The following is a 15,550-nucleotide window of genomic DNA, read 5'->3' on the forward strand; positions in this document are numbered from 1 at the left end:
CTCACTCATCATTTCTTTCTTGTACCCAGTTCACGATTTCGTCGGCTATGCCGCTGATGGGTCGGTTGGAGGTGTCCAGGCAAATCGTCGCGAGGCCCTCATAGATGGGGCGACGAATGTTGTAAATGCGTTCCCAGTCGGTGCTGCCCCCCGCCAGTAGCGGCCTTTTGCTGCCGCCCAGACGCGCCTGCACTGCCGCGGTCGTGACACTGAGGTAGACAACCGTCGCGTCTTCGAGATCGGACTGGGTGTCGGCATTCAGCACCGCTCCCCCGCCGAGCGACACGATGGCTGGCTCGCCGAGAGCCCAATCGACGGCTTCGCGCTCGATGATGCGAAAATATTCTTCGCCCTCACGAGCGAAGATCTCGCCAATCGGACCGTAGCGTTCAACGATGCGTTTATCGGTATCGATGAAGGGTACATTCAGGCCGCGCGCCACTCGACGACCGATCTTGGTTTTACCGGCGGCCATAGGCCCGATGAAGACGATCGGCAGCAGCGAGTTGCGCAGACTCAGCATCGCTCTGGCCGAAAACTCGTCACAGTGTCGCGTCGCTTGACGCACCCGTGCGCAGGTTGGCGGGAATGTTGGCCAGATACGACTGAAGGTTGCGACGGGTTTCTCCGATCGAGTCGCCGCCGAACTTCTCGAGCACCGAATTCGCGAGCACGAGCGCCACCATGGCCTCGGCGACGACGCCGGCGGCCGGGACCGCACAGACGTCGGAGCGTTGGTGGTGCGCCGCTGCCGGCTCGCTCGTGGCCACGTCGACCGTGCGCAGTGCCCGGGGAATCGTGGCGATCGGTTTCATGCCGGCGCGAACGCGCAGCACCGTGCCGGTGCTCATACCCCCCTCTGTGCCGCCGGCCTTGTCGCTGACGCGCTGAATCACGCCATCCGCTTGCACGAGTTCGTCGTGCGCATCGGACCCGCGACGGCGGGTGGTCTCGAAGCCGTCACCGACCTCGACGCCCTTGATCGCCTGGATACCCATGAGGGCAGCGGCGAGCTGCGAATCGAGACGGCGGTCCCAGTGCACGAATGACCCGAGGCCTGGGGGAAGGTTGTAGGCGAGCACTTCGACGACGCCGCCGAGAGTGTCACCTTCATCGTGCGCGGCATCCACTTCAGCGACCATTAAAGCGGATGTCGCGGCGTCGAAACAGCGCAGCAAGTCGGCGTCAAGGGCGTCGACGTCGCCGGGCTGCGGCAACGGCGTGCCCTCTGGCACGCGCACCGGTCCAATGGCGATCGTGTGGCTGACCAGATGAATCCCCAGCTCGTTTAGAAAGGACCTGGCAATGGCGCCAAGCGCCACCCGTGCAGCGGTTTCCCGAGCGCTGGCACGCTCCAGTACCGGGCGGGCTTCGTCGAAGCCGTATTTCTGCATGCCGGCCAGGTCGGCGTGACCGGGCCGCGGCCGGGTCAGCGGCGCCCCACGGCCGCGGGTGATCGTAGCTGGGTCCACCGGTGCTGCACTCATCACGTCGACCCACTTGGGCCACTCCGAGTTGCCAATGCGCAGCGCGACCGGGCCGCCCAGGGTGAGCCCGTGCCGCACTCCCCCGGAGAGGGTGAGCTCATCCTCTTCAAATTTCATGCGCGCACCACGGCCGTAGCCGAGCTTTCGGCGCGCCAGATCGAGGCGGATCGAATCAAGGGTGACCGGAATTCCAGCGGGCAAACCCTCGACGATAGCGATGAGTTCGGGGCCGTGAGATTCTCCGGCAGTAAGCCAACGAAGCATGGTTCCTATCTTTCCACAGCATCGCGGGGGCCAGTGTCGCGGGTCAGCGCACCGCGCATGGCCGCGAGCACGGACGGCTCGTCTGGCAACGGTTCAAACGGGTCACCGGTGACGAAGACCCGCACCTGGATGAGCGCCTGATGCAGCAGCATTCCGAGGCCGTTTACCACTGTGCCCCCTGCCGCCTGCCACGAGGTGGCGACCCCACTCGGCCACGGTGAGTACGCGACGTCGAACAAGACGGCACGTTCGCGCAGTTCGAGCGGCAGCGGCACAGGCAGCACGGTTCCTCCCGGCAGGGTGCTGATCACGACGTCGCTGTCGACCCGGCTCACCCTGCTGAAATCCTGCAGGTCAACGACCACGCCCAGCGTCCGGCCAAGCTCGACCAGTGGCTGCGCTTTGGGTGCGTCCCGCATAAGCACCGTGACGAATTCGGCTCCGAGTTCTGCTGCCGCCATAAGAGCGGATGCCGCCGTCGCGCCCGCTCCGAGCAGGGTCACGTGCGTCGCCCGGGTGACTCCACTTTCGGCGAGGGCGCGAACCAGACCCGCAACATCCGTATTGAAGCCGCTCAGTGTGGCGCGCCCCTTGACCCGGCGCAGCAGCACGGTGTTGACCGAACCGGTCAACTGGGCAACCCGGTCGCAGTCGTCGATGAACGGCAGAACCTCCTGCTTGAGCGGCATCGTGAGTGACAAACCTCGCCATTCCGGCTCAAGCTTGCTCAGAAACATGGCCAGGGAGCCCGATTTGACCTCTACGGCATCGTACGACCAATCGAGGCCCAGCCGCCCGTAGGCGGCTCGGTGCAGCAGCGGCGAACGGGAATGCTTGATCGGCGAACCAAGCACCGCGAGCCGATTCGAAGTCAGGCTATCCATATTCGGGATGCTCCCTCATCCAGTTCTGCCAGACCACGACCGCCGCGTCGTGCTCGACCACTGTCGTAGAGAAGACCGTCTCTCGGGTATCGAGGTTGACTGTCACGAAGAACAGCCAAGACCCGTCGGCCGGGTGCAGGGCGGCGTCGATAGCGACGTCGCCCGGGTTCGAGATGGGACCGACGAGCATGCCCGGATGCACGTAGGTGTTGTAGGGATTGCCGGCATCGCCGCGTTCGGCGTTGGTCGTGGTCACGAGATGGGTCTTGCCGGTGCCGTAGGCGACGGTCGCGTCGGACTGCAACAGGCCGCTCTCCCATTGCGCCGGATCCAGCCGGTTTAGGAAAACCCTCGACACCTTGTAGAAGTCGTCGCTCACCCCGGCCTCACGCTGAATCAGCGAGGCAAGAACGATCGTCGACCAGCGATCAGCAACGGCGACTCCGGCAGAGTCGAGGGCCTCATACTGCCGGTCCACCATCGCCTGCAGAACGACCTGTGCGGTGTCCCCCGGCGAGAACGTGTACGTGGCAGGAAAGAGAAAACCCTCGAGCGTGGTAGCTTCGGGCGGCAAACCAAACGAGCCTACGTTGGCCGCAGCGGCCTGCAAGTCGGCGAGAGGAATGTCAGTGCCCTCGGATATCGACTGCAGCACGTCAACCGCCGCGGTTCCCTCCGGAACGACGACGGCCTGGCTGAGTCGCGTACCGTCAGCGAGCAGCGCATCCAGGGCTGTGCTCGCGACCATTTTAGTCTTCAGCTGATAGGCACCGGGCTGGAACACCGGCTCCGGAGTGGCCTGTAGCAGAAGCGTGTAAAACGCATCGAAGCTCTTCACGACGCCCCGATCTACGAGGGTGCTGGTGATGTCCGAGCCACCGTCACCACCGTGAATCATGACGACGACGTCCTCACCGGAGGCTGCTTCTTCAGTCGTGAAATCGGCGGGCCCCTGTGTGGCCGCGATGATTTGCGAGATGGGACCTTTGAGAAAGAAGTAGCCCCCGGCCACGAGCACAGCCAGCACGACCATGACGATGAGGCAGCCCCAGGCACCCTTATGGCTGCGCTTTTCTCGCGGAGGCTCGTCGGCCAGGAGCGAGCGTCGGTCTGCTCTCCCGCGGCCGGAGTCGCCGCTCTCGTGCGCCGTCCGAAAGTCGGTGCCAACGGTCGTGGGCTCGACTGACTCGCTCGCCCATGGAGGCACGAGCGCTCCGTCTGTCGCGACGGTAGCAGGATGCGGTGCGGCCTGGCTCTCTCCCGCGGCTGCTTGTTCCGCCGCGGCCTCCGCTGCGGCGTGTTGCGCGCGCAATTGCCGACGGCTCGGCAGGGGCTCTTCCGGGGTAGAAGTCGGCACGGTTACGGCCTCTCTGTCGGTTCGACGGGCGACCCTGGCGGCCGCCCCGAGGCACGCTCGCTGTCGAGCGCGTGTTGCAGAATAATAGTCGCAGCCACCTGGTCAATGACTGGCCGCTGAGTTTTCGCAGACCGACCGGACGCCCGCAACGCCGACTGCGCCGACACGGTCGAGAGTCGTTCGTCGACCAAACGCACCGGCACGTCCAGAATTTGCTTGAGCCGCGCAGCGAAATTGATGGCGTCGTCGGTCGATGCGGTCACGCTTCCCGACAAAGCGAGGGGCAGACCGACGATGACTTCGACCGCTTCGAGCTCGACCACCACAGCCCGGATGCGGACGAGGTCGGTCAGTCCGGCCAGGTCGCGGGCAACGGTTCCGACCGGTGTCGCGAGCATGCCGTGGTTGTCGCTGCGGGACACGCCAATGCGCACCTTGCCGACGTCGACGCCGATACGCACCCCTGAACGCATCGTTAGCGACTGATCGCCGCGACGACGGCCTGCAGCGCGGCCGGGATGGCGTCGCCGTTGGGGCCGCCTCCCTGCGCGAGGTCGTCCTTGCCGCCACCGCCACCGCCGAGAATTCCGGCAACGGTCTTGGCGAGGTTTCCGGCCTTGTGGCCGGCGTCTCGAGCGGCCGTGTTGGTGGCGACGATCACAACGGGCTTGCCCGCGGCAATGGCGGAGAGCGCCACGACGACCGCGTCGGTGCCGAGGCGCTCCCTGGTCGCGAGAGCCAGCACACGCACATCGTCAGGGGAGCCGAGCACGCCGAGGTCTTCGGCGACAACGGTTACGGCGCCGACCCGGCGCGCCGTTGTCAGCAGGGGGGGAACCCGGTCGGTCAGGGCGCGGGCTTCGAAGGCAGCAATCTTCTTCTCAGCCGCCTTGAGGCTCGTTACAAGGTCGCTGATGCGTTCCGGCAGCTGTTCGCGCGGCGTTTTAAGGCTTGACGTGAGCTGCGAGACGAGGGTTCGTTCGGCGGCGAGATCACGGAAGGCCTCAAGGCCGACCAGAGACTCGACGCGACGGTTGGTCGATCCGACCGAGGCTTCACTGATGAGGTTGATCATGCCAATCTCAGCGCTGCCGGATACGTGGGTTCCGGCGCAGAGTTCACGCGACCAAGGGCCGCCAATGTCAACAACGCGCACGACATCGCCGTACTTCTCGCCGAACAGCGCCATGGCGCCGAGCGCTTTCGCTTCGGCGATAGGCAGTTCCCGCGTGGTGACCGGCAGGTTGTCGCGAATGGCGTTGTTGGAGATCTCTTCGATCTCGGCGCGGGTCGCCGGCGATAGTGCCTGGTTCCAGGAAAAGTCGAGTCGAAAGAACCCAGCCTTATTATAGGAGCCGGACTGGTGGGCGTTGGGGCCGAGAACCTGCCGCAGGGCGGCGTGCAGCACGTGCGTTCCGGAGTGCGCCTGACGGGCACCGCGGCGCCAGCTCTCGTCGACAACGCTCGTGGCGCGCTCGCCCACGCCGACCTCACCGGAAAGCACCAGCACTTTGTGGCTGATGAGGCCCCTGACCGGCTTCTGCACGTCAAGCACCTTGAGCTCGTAGCCGGCCCCGACGATGAGGCCGGCATCCGCTTCTTGCCCGCCGGATTCGGCCCAGAGCGCGGTCTCGGCAAGAATAACCTCGGCTGTTTGACCGGCAACCGCGCTCGTGACGGACTCGCCGTCGACGATGAGGCCGAGCACGCTGGACTCATTCTGCAGGTCGTCATACCCGGTGAAGACGGTCTCGCCGAGGGCACGGAACGCGCTGTAGACGCCGAGGTCGGCGAGTGTCGTCTTCTTGGACTTGGCGTCGGCCTTAGCCAGGGTGCGCTGCTTCGTCATGAGCACGTCGAAGGCATCACGATTCACGCTGAGGCCAGCTTCTTCGGCAATCTCGAGGGTGATCTCGATCGGGAACCCGTAGGTGTCGTGCAGCAAGAACGCGGTCGGGCCGGCCAGTTCGGTCTTGTTGGCCTTTTTGGTCTTCGCGACGGCCAGATCGAGCACGGCGCTGCCGCTTGCGAGGGTGCGCAAAAAGGTTTCTTCTTCGGCAAAGGCGGCCTGGCTGATGCGCCCGAAATCGCTCTCCACCTCGGGGTAAGCGGCACTCATGGCGTCACGCGAGGCGGGCAGCAGTTCGGGCAAGCTTACGGTGTCGACGCCGAGCAGGCGCATGGCGCGCACGCTGCGGCGCAGGAGGCGCCGGAGGATGTAGCCGCGACCTTCGTTGGACGGCATGACACCGTCGCTCATCAGCATGAGGGAGGAGCGCACGTGGTCGGCGACGATGCGCATGCGCACGTCATCGTCGTGGTCGGCGCCGTAGCGGCGGCCAGAGAGTGCTGCGGCGCGATCGAGTACCGGGCGCACCTGATCGATTTCGTACATGTTCTCGACACCCTGCTTGAGAAAGGCGACGCGTTCAAGGCCCATGCCGGTGTCGATGTTCTTCTTCGGCAGGTCGCCAAGAATCTGAAAGTCGCTTTTGCCGGTGCTCTCGCCGCGCAGGTACTGCATGAAGACGAGGTTCCAGATCTCGACATAACGGTCATCGTCGGTGGCCGGACCGCCGTCGGCTCCGTACGCTGGGCCTCGATCGAAGAAGATCTCCGAGCAGGGGCCAGCCGGTCCGGGCTGGCCGGTGGACCAATAATTGGATTCCATGCCGAGGCGCTGGATGCGGTTGTCCGGCACGCCGATCGCCCGCCAGTAACGGTAGGCCTCGTCGTCATCGAGGTAGATGGTGACCCACAGGTCGCTTTCGCGAAAACCGAAGCCGCCCTGGTTCTCCGGGGTCGTGAGCAGCTCCCAGGCGAAGCCGATGGCTTCTTCCTTGAAGTAGTCGCCGAAGCTGAAGTTGCCGTTCATCTGAAAGAAGGTGCCGTGCCGGGGTGTTTTGCCGACCTCTTCAATATCGTTGGTGCGGATGCATTTCTGCACGCTCGTGGCGCGCGGATATGGTGCCGGAACGAGCCCGGTGAGGTATGGCACGAACGGCACCATGCCGGCCACGGTGAAAAGAAGGGTGGGATCGTCGCTCACCAGTGACGCGGACGGCACAACGGTGTGTCCACGATCGGCGAAAAAGTCGAGCCAGCGCCCGCGAATGTCAGCAGTCTGCATGGTGTCCGTAGCTTTGATGGTGCATGAGTGTGGTGGTGCGAAAGACGAAGGTTCTTTTTTGACCGGATGCTTATGGCGCGGTAGGCGTCGACGCGTCGCCGAGCGCGGCGTGCAGCTCTGCCTCGCGCTGCCGATAGCCCTCGGAAATAGCCTCGCCGAACTCGCGGGCCTTGGTGTCGAGTTCGGTGAAGAACTGCTTGCCTTGCTGGGTCTTGTTGACCTCATGGGCCACCACGAAGCCCGCGGCGACGCCGATGACCAACCAGATGACGTTCTTCATTGCACTTCTCCCTGAATCTGCCTAGCCGTAGCTATCCATAAGTCGGGCGCGAAAATATCAGCGCCGAATCCAGAGTAGCCGGTCAACCCCGATTACGCCGAGGCCGCGGCCGCCCGGCGCGAAAGGCCGCCCGCACGCCGGCAGAGAACCCAGCGAGTTTGATGAGCGGTCCACCAACCGTCGCGGCGAACAACGCGACGAGTGCTGAAACGTTACCTGTGGCATCCGCTACGTTGCTCGTGATGGTGTCCACCCGAGCCAGTTGCTGGTTGGCACCGCGAATGGCATCGGTCGTCTCGGTCAGCATCGGGGTGATTCCGTCGCTGAGTTCGTGGATGGCCGCGGTGGTCTCATCGAACACCCGGCCCAATTTGACCATCGGTACAGCAATGACCGCGACCAGAATCGCGAACACGCCGGCAGCGATGAGACCGGCAATATCTCCACCTGACACGGTGACTCCACTCAGTTCGATCGGCTCCTGGGGAGCGCGGGTATACAAAAAGGACGGATCACCCTGAGGTGATCCGCCCTTCAGCGTACCGGTTTCGAGCAGCCCGAAGGCGATTGAGATCCGGTCAATGCGAGCTATCGAGCTGCGTAGTACTCCACGACGAGCTGAACTTCACAGGTCACGGGAATCTCGATGCGCTTCGGGGCGCGCACGAGGCGGGCCTGAAGCTTGTCGAGCTCAACCTCGAGGTACGGCGGGAGCTTGGGAAGCAGGTCGACGTGTCCGCCGGCTGCTGCAACCTGGAAGGGCTCCATGCCCTCGCTGCGAGCCTTGACGTGCATGAGCTGGCCCGGCTTCACGCGGAAGGAGGGCCGGTCAACGAGCTCTCCGTCGACGAGGATGTGACGGTGCACGATCATCTGACGAGCCTGAGCCGTGGTACGGGCAATCGCGGAACGAACGAGGAGGGCGTCCAGTCGGGTCTCAAGGATCTCGACGAGGTTCTCACCGGTCAGTCCCTGGCGACGACGAGCCTGCTCGAAGGCAATCTTGAGCTGGGCTTCGCGGATGCCGTACTGGGCGCGTAAGCGCTGCTTTTCGCGGAGGCGTACGGCGTAGTCAGAATCGGTCTTGCGCTTGGTACGGCCGTGCTCACCGGGTGCGTAGGGGCGCTTCTCGAGGAAGCGGGCTGCCTTCGGCGTGAGGGCGATGCCCAGCGCGCGCGAAAGGCGAGTTTTACTGCGGGTACGTGACTTGGTAGACACGGTTTCCTTTCAATCGGACTCAATAACAGGGATACCAGGGCGAGTGCGTATAGCTACAGCACTGCGTCATGGGAGATCAGAGGATTGGGTGCCACGGGAAGTTCGGCTACAGAACGATTCCCCTCCAAACTGGAAACGGACGCAGCCGCATGCCGAAACCAGTTGTAGGCGAAGACAAGGCTAGCACACGGACGCACCGTTACTGATTGCGCACTATTCTGCGGATTTTGAGCAGGCGCGCAGAAATGTCGCGTTCGTGGCCGTGCTCGGTCGGCTCGTAGTAGCGGGTGTTTTTCAATTCGGTCGGCGGATACTGCTGGGTGACCACGCCGAGCGCGTCGTTGTGCGGGTATACGTACCCCTTGCCGTGACCGAGTCGTTTAGCGCCGGGGTAATGCGCGTCGCGCATGCCCTTGGGCACTCGGCCCATCTTGCCGGCCCGCACGTCGGCGATCGCCGCATCAAGCGCCATGTAGGCCGCGTTGGACTTGGGCGCAGTTGCGAGGTGTACGACTGCCTGGGCCAGGGGTATGCGGCCCTCGGGCATGCCGATTAGTTGCACGGCGTCGGCGGCGGCTACAGCGATGAGGAGCGATTGCGGGTCGGCCATGCCGATGTCCTCGGAGGCGAGAACGATGATGCGGCGGCAAATGTACCGCGGATCTTCGCCGGCCTCGATCATTCGCGCCAGGTAATGCAGTGCAGCGTCGACGTCACTGCCGCGCACCGACTTGATGAACGCACTGATCACGTCGTAGTGCTCGTCACCATTCCGGTCGTAACGAAGCAAGGCACGATCAACGGCGAGCGAGACGATATCGGTCGTGATGACGGGCTTGCCGGTCGCTCCGGGTTCCAGCGTCGACTCCGCTGAAACGGATGCCGCCTCCAGCGCGGTCAGCGCCCGCCGGGCGTCACCAGAGGCGAGGCGGATGAGCGCACCGCGGGCTTCGGGGTCCAGCTCAAACCGGTCGGCCAGGCCGCGCGTGTCGATGACGGCGCGGTCCACAACAATGCCGAGGTCGTCGTCACTGAGCACTTCGAGGGTGAGTAAGAGAGAACGCGACAGCAAAGGAGAAATGATCGAGAATGATGGATTTTCGGTGGTCGCGGCGACCAGAATGACGACACCGTTCTCGACTCCCGGCAACAAGGTGTCCTGTTGAGCCTTGGAAAAGCGGTGGATCTCGTCAAGAAACAGCACCGTCGCGAGGCCATACAAATCGCGGTTGGTGCGGGCATCTTCCATCACCTGCCGCACGTCACGTACGCCGGCCGTCACAGCGGACAGCTCGACGAACCGCCGCCCTGAGCTGTGCGCTATGGCCTGCGCGAGCGTGGTTTTTCCGGTACCGGGCGGTCCCCACAAGATGACCGACACGCTGCCGCGCTCCCCGGTCTTGTCGCTCGCGAGGCTCACCAGCGGGGAACCCGGCGTCAGCAGGTGGCGCTGGCCGGCGACCTCGTCAAGTGTTTTTGGGCGCATTCGTACGGCGAGGGGGGCCTGCCCGCTGTGCAGACCCGGTTGAGCATCCGACATTCTTACAGCGTAGTTTGTGCGTAGAGTTCTACGAGGTCGGGAGCACGAGGCGCCTGATTGCTTTTTGTTCGGTCGTCGCCAATCCCGACGGCCCTGGAGGGGTTCCAAGTGGCTTCGAATTACAAGCTCGAGCGTGCGGCACGTGAAGAGCGCGGACGCGTTCGTTCCTACCAAGCCAGACGGGCCGTGCACGAGCACCAGAAAAAGCGTCGCGTGCGGGACAATCTCATCGCCGGGGGCGGGCTGCTGGTCGTACTGACCCTCATCGTGGTCGCGCAGGTGTTCTACTTTGACGGCGGACCAGGCACTCCGGCAGCAACCACCGCGGCCACCGACACCCCGACCACGCCGCCGACCGCTGCCGCCGGTGCCAATTCGGGTGTGGTGCCCGCCAGCACGCTGGCCGAAGGTCGCGCCTGGACCGGCACCATGACCCTCAACGACATTCCGGTCGGATTCGAGCTCGATGGTGCTCTGGCACCGCAGGCAGTTTCGTCGACCATCAAGCTCGTTCAAACCGGGTTTTACAACGGGCTCACCTGCCACCGCCTAACGGTGGAGGGTATTTTCGTGCTGCAGTGCGGCGACCCGGTGGGTGATGGCACCGGTGGCCCCGACTACAGCTACGGACCGGTGGAGAATGCCCCGACCGACGACGTTTATCCAGCAGGGACCCTCGCCATGGCGCGTTCCGGCAACGACGGCTTCTCCAACGGCAGCCAGTTCTTCATCGTCTACGAAGACAGCACCATCCCCGCCGATAGCGCGGGCGGTTACACAGTGCTTGGCCGGGTCACGAGCGGCCTCGACCAGATCAAGGCCGAGATCACGGATGCTGGAATCACTGCAGGCGGCGCCTCGCCCGTCGTGCCGACCACCATTATGGGCATAACAGTTCAGTAGGATCAATCGACCCGCCTGCGCTATTGCAATAGGCTTATCAGGGTATTTCCTGGCTCCGCACTCTTTACTCCCGCGGATCCACACACAACAACTCAGCAAAGGTGAGGCTCTTGACTACGACAGATCAGCAACCATGGGGTCGCGTAGACGAAACCGGCACGGTTTACGTGCGCGAAGCCGATGGCGAACGCGCCGTCGGCCAATACCCGGATGCCACTCCGGAAGAGGCCCTGGCCTACTTCGAACGCAAGTACGTTGAGCTCAACGGGCAGGTAACCCTGCTCGAACAGCGCGCGAGGGGGGGCGCTCCGGCCGCGGACATCGCCAAGTCGGTCTCCAACCTCACCGTCGCCGTTGCCAACGCCAACGCCGTCGGCAATCTTGCCGCACTGGCCGAGCGTCTCGGTGCCCTCGGCGGGGCCGTCAGTGAGCTCACCGAGCAGCAAAGCATCGAGACCAAGGCCGCATCCGCAGCCGCCGTCGCTGAGCGGGCCGAGATCGTGACCGAGGCGGAGCGTCTTGCCGCCGAAGACCCGGCGAAGACGCAGTGGAAGCAGACCAGCGCCGCTCTCGACGTCCTGTTCGCCAAATGGCAAGCACACCAGCACGACGCCCCGCGCATTCCCAAGGGGGAGGCCAACGACCTCTGGAAACGCTTCCGTGCCGCACGTACGACGATCGAGCAGAACCGCAAGGCGTTCTTCGCCGAGCTTGACAGCGCTCACAAAGACGTTCGCACCAAGAAGCAGCATCTGATCGAACAGGCGGAGGCCCTCGCTCCGCAGGGTGCCGATGGCGTCTCAGCATACCGAAACCTGCTCGACGAATGGAAGAAAGCCGGCCGTAGCGGCAAGAAACAGGACGACGCCATGTGGGCCAAGTTCAAGGCCGCCGGCGACGTGCTCTACTCGGTCAAAAGCGAAGTCGAAGCTCAGGACAACGAGGAATTCTCCGCGAACCTCGTACTCAAGCTCGAACTGCTGGCCGAGGCCGAAACCCTGCTGACCACGAGCGACCGCAACGCCGCGCGTGACACGCTCACCGTGATCCAGCGCAAGTGGGATGACATCGGCAAGGTTCCCCGGGACCAGGTCAAGCCGATTGAGGACCGTCTTCGCAAGGTGGAAGCCGTCGTGCGCAAACTCGATGACGACCATTGGAAGCACAATAACCCGGAGACGAAGGCACGCACCGAGGGCCTGGCCGGCCAGCTGAACGACGCGATCGCCAAGCTCGAGGCTGAGCTGACCCTGGCGCAGAAGGGGCAAAACGCCCGCGCCATCAAGGACGCCACCGAAGCGCTCGAGGCCCGTAAGGCCTGGCTGAAGGCGATCGGCCAGTAGCAAAGCGGCAGGGCCTCCCGCGGAGTTATACACACTCCGCGGGAGTTCACACTTTATCCACAGATCGTCCTCCTTTGGGCCTCTGAGTGGGTAGGACCGTCACTCTGGTGGCATGACGAATTCAGCGGGACGACCGCTCAGCATAAACGACCTGCCGCTCACCGAGCTCTACAGCGCCCGCCTCGACGGACAGGTCTTCCAAGTCGCCGATTCCTGGTGCGTGATTGATGAGATAGACGGATGCGATACCCGCGCTATCGCCGCCAGCCAGCTGGTCCCGCCCCGCGCCATCGCCGAACAACTCACCGCCGCGTGGATCTACGGCGTCGCACCGGAGCCGCGTCGCCACCAGTTCTGTGTGCTGATCAGCGCGCGCGCCACCGCAGTGTGGTCTCCGCGGGCACAGGTGCGTGAAATCGTGCGCTCTCCCGACGATGTTCGCACCATCTCGGGGGTACGAGTTACCACGCCCCTGCGCACCGCGGTCGATCTCGCGCGCTACACGCCCGGCACTGCGCCGGCCGCGGGACTCACAGCCCTGTTGGCCCGCCTTTTGCACTACGGCGAATACCCCGATGTCGCGGCCGCCATTCGCCTCTGCAAACGAGGCAGCCCCGCCCACGGCACCCTCGCCGTGGCGCGATTGGCAGCCGTCACGGCTCCCCTGCAGGCCTTGCGCCTACAGTGCCTGCGGGGTGCCGCGCCCATCACCGCGGGTTAGCCGTCGCTAACCCGGTACACATCGTAAACGGCATCAATGCGACGCACGGCGTTCAGCACGCGGTCGAGATGGGTAGTATCGCCCATTTCGAACACGAAGCGGCTAAGCGCCAGGCGAGCGCTGGAGGTGTTGACCGTGGCCGAGAGAATGTTTACGTGGTGCTCCGACAACACCCGGGTGACGTCGGAGAGCAGCCCGGAACGGTCGAGAGCTTCAATTTGTATGTGTACGAGGAACAGGCTCTTGGAGGTGGGCGCCCACTCGACCTCGATCATGCGCTCGGGTTCTTTGAGCAGCGACTGCACATTGTGGCAGGCCGCCTGGTGTACCGAGACGCCAGCGCCACGAGTGACGAAGCCGACGATCTTGTCGCCGGGCACTGGAGTACAACACCGGGCCAGTTTGACCAGGATGTCGGGCGCCCCGCGCACGAGAACTCCCGAATCTCCATTGCGGGTGGTCTGCGTCCGCCCCCGCGCGGCGACCGGAAAATCATTGTTGTCGTTGTCTTCGATGCTCTGCACCGAGGAGACAACCTTTTCGAGCACGGACTGGGTCGAAACGTGACCCTCACCAACAGCGGCATAGAGCGCCGAGACGTCTTCGTACTTGAGCTGGGCCGCGACCTCCGCGAAGGAGTCCTGGTTCATCAGCTTCTGCAGGGGGAGGTTCTGCTTGCGCATCGCGCGTGCAATGGCGTCGCGGCCCTGTTCGATAGCTTCGTCGCGGCGTTCTTTCGTAAACCATTGCCGGATCTTGTTGCGAGCCCTGGGGCTCTTGACGAAATTCAGCCAGTCTTTGCTCGGGCCAGAGTCAGGGTTTTTCGAGGTGAACACCTCGACGACGTCGCCGGTGATGAGCTCGTTCTCGAGCGGTACCAGTCTGCCGTTGACTTTGGAACCCATGGTGCGGTGGCCGACCTCGGTATGCACCGCATAGGCAAAGTCGACCGGCGTTGCACCGGAGGGCAGGCCAATGACGCGGCCTTTCGGCGTGAATACGTAAACTTCCTTGGCGCCGATCTCATAACGCAGGGAGTCGAGGAACTCTCCCGGGTCGGCCGTTTCGGCCTGCCAGTCAGAGATGTGCGCGAGCCACGCCATATCGGTGTCGCTCTGGGGACCTGGCCCGCCGGCACTTTTGCCGTTGACCTGTTCCTTATACTTCCAGTGCGCGGCAACTCCGAACTCAGCACGCTGGTGCATCTCGGTGGTGCGAATCTGAATTTCCACAGCGCGACCGCTGGGGCCGAGCACGGTCGTGTGCAGGGACTGGTACAGGTTGAACTTCGGGGTGGCGATGTAGTCCTTGAACCGACCGGGCAGCGGCGTCCACCGGGCGTGGATGGAACCCAGAACCGCGTAGCAGTCCCGCACGGAATTCACGAGAACGCGAATACCGACGAGGTCGTAAATCTCATCGAACTCACGGCCGCGCACGACCATCTTCTGATAGATCGAGTAGTACTGTTTGGGTCGCCCGGCGACTTTGCCGCGAATTCGTGCCGATTTGAGATCGTTGTTGATGGTGTCGATGACCTGCTGAACGAACTCTTCACGCTGCGGCGTGCGCTGCTTGACCAGACTTTCAATTTCGGCGTACAGCTTGGGGTACAGCACCGCAAAAGAAAGGTCTTCGAGTTCCCATTTGATGGTCTGGATTCCGAGACGGTGCGCGAGGGGCGCGTAGATTTCCAAAGTCTCTGTAGCTTTTCGCACTGCGGATTCATTGGGAACGAAGCCCCAAGTGCGCGCATTGTGGAGTCGGTCGGCGAGTTTGATGATGAGTACCCGAATGTCTTTAGACATTGCGACGATCATCTTACGTACGGTCTCGGCCTGGGTCGAGTCGCCGTATTTCACCTTGTCGAGCTTGGTGACCCCATCCACCAGCATCGCAATTTCATCGCCGAAGTCGGCCCGCAGGGCGTCGAGGGTGTATTCCGTGTCCTCCACGGTGTCGTGCAGCAAAGCAGCAGCGATGGTCTTGGTACCGATACCGAGATCAGCCAAAATCTGCGCCACGGCGACGGGGTGGGTGATGTACGGCTCGCCGCTCCGACGCAGTTGACCGTCGTGTGCTCGCTCGGCGGCGGTATACGCGCGCTCGATGATCGACAGATCAACCTTTGGGTGATTCAGCCGTACCGTCTTGATCAAGCGATCGACGGCACCGGCAGGCTGCGCCCGGGAGAATATGCGCGGAACTAAACGGCGCAGCGACGCCGGAGAGGGGGTCGTCGTGTCCGTCATAGTCTCACCTCGTACTTCACGCCCTGCGGAGATACGCGGGCGGGTGTGCGTAGTGTCAATTATGCCGGTTCTGCGAGGGTTGCCCTTACGCCCCCAGCGATCATGTGTCGATCACACGACGAAGCGGCCAGCCCGAAAGGGCTGGCCGCTCTACATCACAGAGATTCCTGC

At 63.6% G+C, this 15,550-nt stretch carries 14 protein-coding genes; 3 read left to right on the forward strand and 11 right to left on the reverse strand.

The features are described 5' to 3' along the window. Position 1: 1 nt before the first annotated feature. From CXY70_RS13150 to CXY70_RS13195, 10 genes are all read right to left on the reverse strand, one after another. Positions 2–523 carry a shikimate kinase gene (locus tag CXY70_RS13150; protein WP_233205927.1) on the reverse strand — a complete coding sequence of 174 codons (522 nt, stop codon included), beginning with the start codon at positions 521–523 and terminating at the stop codon, positions 2–4. 19 nt (positions 524–542) lie between these two features. After that, positions 543–1,751, reverse strand: coding sequence for a chorismate synthase (gene aroC, locus CXY70_RS13155; protein WP_104192794.1), 1,209 nt, complete (start codon positions 1,749–1,751; stop codon positions 543–545). A 5-nt stretch (positions 1,752–1,756) separates the two neighbouring features. Further along, positions 1,757–2,635: a shikimate dehydrogenase gene (locus CXY70_RS13160; RefSeq protein ID WP_104192795.1), complete on the reverse strand. Its 879-nt coding sequence runs from the start codon at positions 2,633–2,635 to the stop codon at positions 1,757–1,759. Beyond that, positions 2,628–3,992 (reverse strand): endolytic transglycosylase MltG, encoded by a 1,365-nt coding sequence (gene mltG / locus CXY70_RS13165; protein WP_233205928.1) that lies wholly within the window; start codon positions 3,990–3,992, stop codon positions 2,628–2,630. The genes CXY70_RS13160 and mltG overlap by 8 nt, the downstream gene beginning before the upstream one ends. Positions 3,993–3,994: 2 nt before the next feature. Further along, entirely contained in the window at positions 3,995–4,465 is a 471-nt protein-coding gene (gene ruvX, locus CXY70_RS13170) for a Holliday junction resolvase RuvX (RefSeq protein ID WP_104192796.1), read from the reverse strand. A 2-nt stretch (positions 4,466–4,467) separates the two neighbouring features. Continuing rightward, complete coding sequence (gene alaS, locus CXY70_RS13175; RefSeq protein ID WP_104192797.1) at positions 4,468–7,122, reverse strand: alanine--tRNA ligase; 2,655 nt, start codon at positions 7,120–7,122, stop codon at positions 4,468–4,470. A gap of 70 nt (positions 7,123–7,192) precedes the next feature. Then, entirely contained in the window at positions 7,193–7,402 is a 210-nt protein-coding gene (locus CXY70_RS13180; RefSeq protein ID WP_104192798.1) for a hypothetical protein, read from the reverse strand. An 82-nt stretch (positions 7,403–7,484) separates the two neighbouring features. Continuing rightward, positions 7,485–7,856: a DUF948 domain-containing protein gene (locus CXY70_RS13185; protein ID WP_104192870.1), complete on the reverse strand. Its 372-nt coding sequence runs from the start codon at positions 7,854–7,856 to the stop codon at positions 7,485–7,487. A 134-nt stretch (positions 7,857–7,990) separates the two neighbouring features. Beyond that, positions 7,991–8,620 (reverse strand): 30S ribosomal protein S4, encoded by a 630-nt coding sequence (gene rpsD, locus CXY70_RS13190; RefSeq protein WP_092107727.1) that lies wholly within the window; start codon positions 8,618–8,620, stop codon positions 7,991–7,993. Positions 8,621–8,819: 199 nt separating this feature from the next. Then, the gene (locus tag CXY70_RS13195) at positions 8,820–10,160 is read right to left on the reverse strand and encodes a replication-associated recombination protein A (protein WP_104192799.1); all 1,341 of its coding nucleotides are present in this window, start codon (positions 10,158–10,160) and stop codon (positions 8,820–8,822) included. A 108-nt stretch (positions 10,161–10,268) separates the two neighbouring features. Here CXY70_RS13195 and CXY70_RS13200 point away from each other — a divergent pair, with 108 nt between their 5' ends. From CXY70_RS13200 to CXY70_RS13210, 3 genes are all read left to right on the forward strand, one after another. Then, positions 10,269–11,063 (forward strand): peptidylprolyl isomerase, encoded by a 795-nt coding sequence (locus tag CXY70_RS13200; RefSeq protein WP_104192800.1) that lies wholly within the window; start codon positions 10,269–10,271, stop codon positions 11,061–11,063. Positions 11,064–11,173: 110 nt separating this feature from the next. Next, a complete protein-coding gene (locus CXY70_RS13205; protein WP_104192801.1) occupies positions 11,174–12,406 on the forward strand; it encodes a DUF349 domain-containing protein in 1,233 nt (410 codons plus the stop codon). Between the two features lie 112 nt (positions 12,407–12,518). Then, positions 12,519–13,127 (forward strand): type IV toxin-antitoxin system AbiEi family antitoxin, encoded by a 609-nt coding sequence (locus tag CXY70_RS13210; RefSeq protein ID WP_104192802.1) that lies wholly within the window; start codon positions 12,519–12,521, stop codon positions 13,125–13,127. Here CXY70_RS13210 and CXY70_RS13215 read toward each other — a convergent pair. Beyond that, complete coding sequence (locus CXY70_RS13215; RefSeq protein ID WP_104192803.1) at positions 13,124–15,379, reverse strand: bifunctional (p)ppGpp synthetase/guanosine-3',5'-bis(diphosphate) 3'-pyrophosphohydrolase; 2,256 nt, start codon at positions 15,377–15,379, stop codon at positions 13,124–13,126. The genes CXY70_RS13210 and CXY70_RS13215 overlap by 4 nt on opposite strands. Between the last annotated feature and the right edge of the window lie 171 nt (positions 15,380–15,550).

The organism is Cryobacterium sp. Y82, assembly GCF_002929495.1.
GTDB lineage: Bacteria > Actinomycetota > Actinomycetes > Actinomycetales > Microbacteriaceae > Cryobacterium > Cryobacterium serini.

Excerpts from the sequence above, each read along its gene's own strand:
- CXY70_RS13150 (WP_233205927.1), bottom strand. The coding sequence starts at position 523 with ATGCTGAGTCTGCGCAACTCGCTGCTGCCGATCGTCTTCATCGGGCCT.
- aroC (WP_104192794.1), bottom strand. The coding sequence starts at position 1,751 with ATGCTTCGTTGGCTTACTGCCGGAGAATCTCACGGCCCCGAACTCATC.
- CXY70_RS13160 (WP_104192795.1), bottom strand. The coding sequence starts at position 2,635 with ATGGATAGCCTGACTTCGAATCGGCTCGCGGTGCTTGGTTCGCCGATC.
- ruvX (WP_104192796.1), bottom strand. The coding sequence starts at position 4,465 with ATGCGTTCAGGGGTGCGTATCGGCGTCGACGTCGGCAAGGTGCGCATT.
- alaS (WP_104192797.1), bottom strand. The coding sequence starts at position 7,122 with ATGCAGACTGCTGACATTCGCGGGCGCTGGCTCGACTTTTTCGCCGAT.
- CXY70_RS13180 (WP_104192798.1), bottom strand. The coding sequence starts at position 7,402 with ATGAAGAACGTCATCTGGTTGGTCATCGGCGTCGCCGCGGGCTTCGTG.
- CXY70_RS13195 (WP_104192799.1), bottom strand. The coding sequence starts at position 10,160 with ATGTCGGATGCTCAACCGGGTCTGCACAGCGGGCAGGCCCCCCTCGCC.
- CXY70_RS13210 (WP_104192802.1), top strand. The coding sequence starts at position 12,519 with ATGACGAATTCAGCGGGACGACCGCTCAGCATAAACGACCTGCCGCTC.
- CXY70_RS13215 (WP_104192803.1), bottom strand. The coding sequence starts at position 15,379 with ATGACGGACACGACGACCCCCTCTCCGGCGTCGCTGCGCCGTTTAGTT.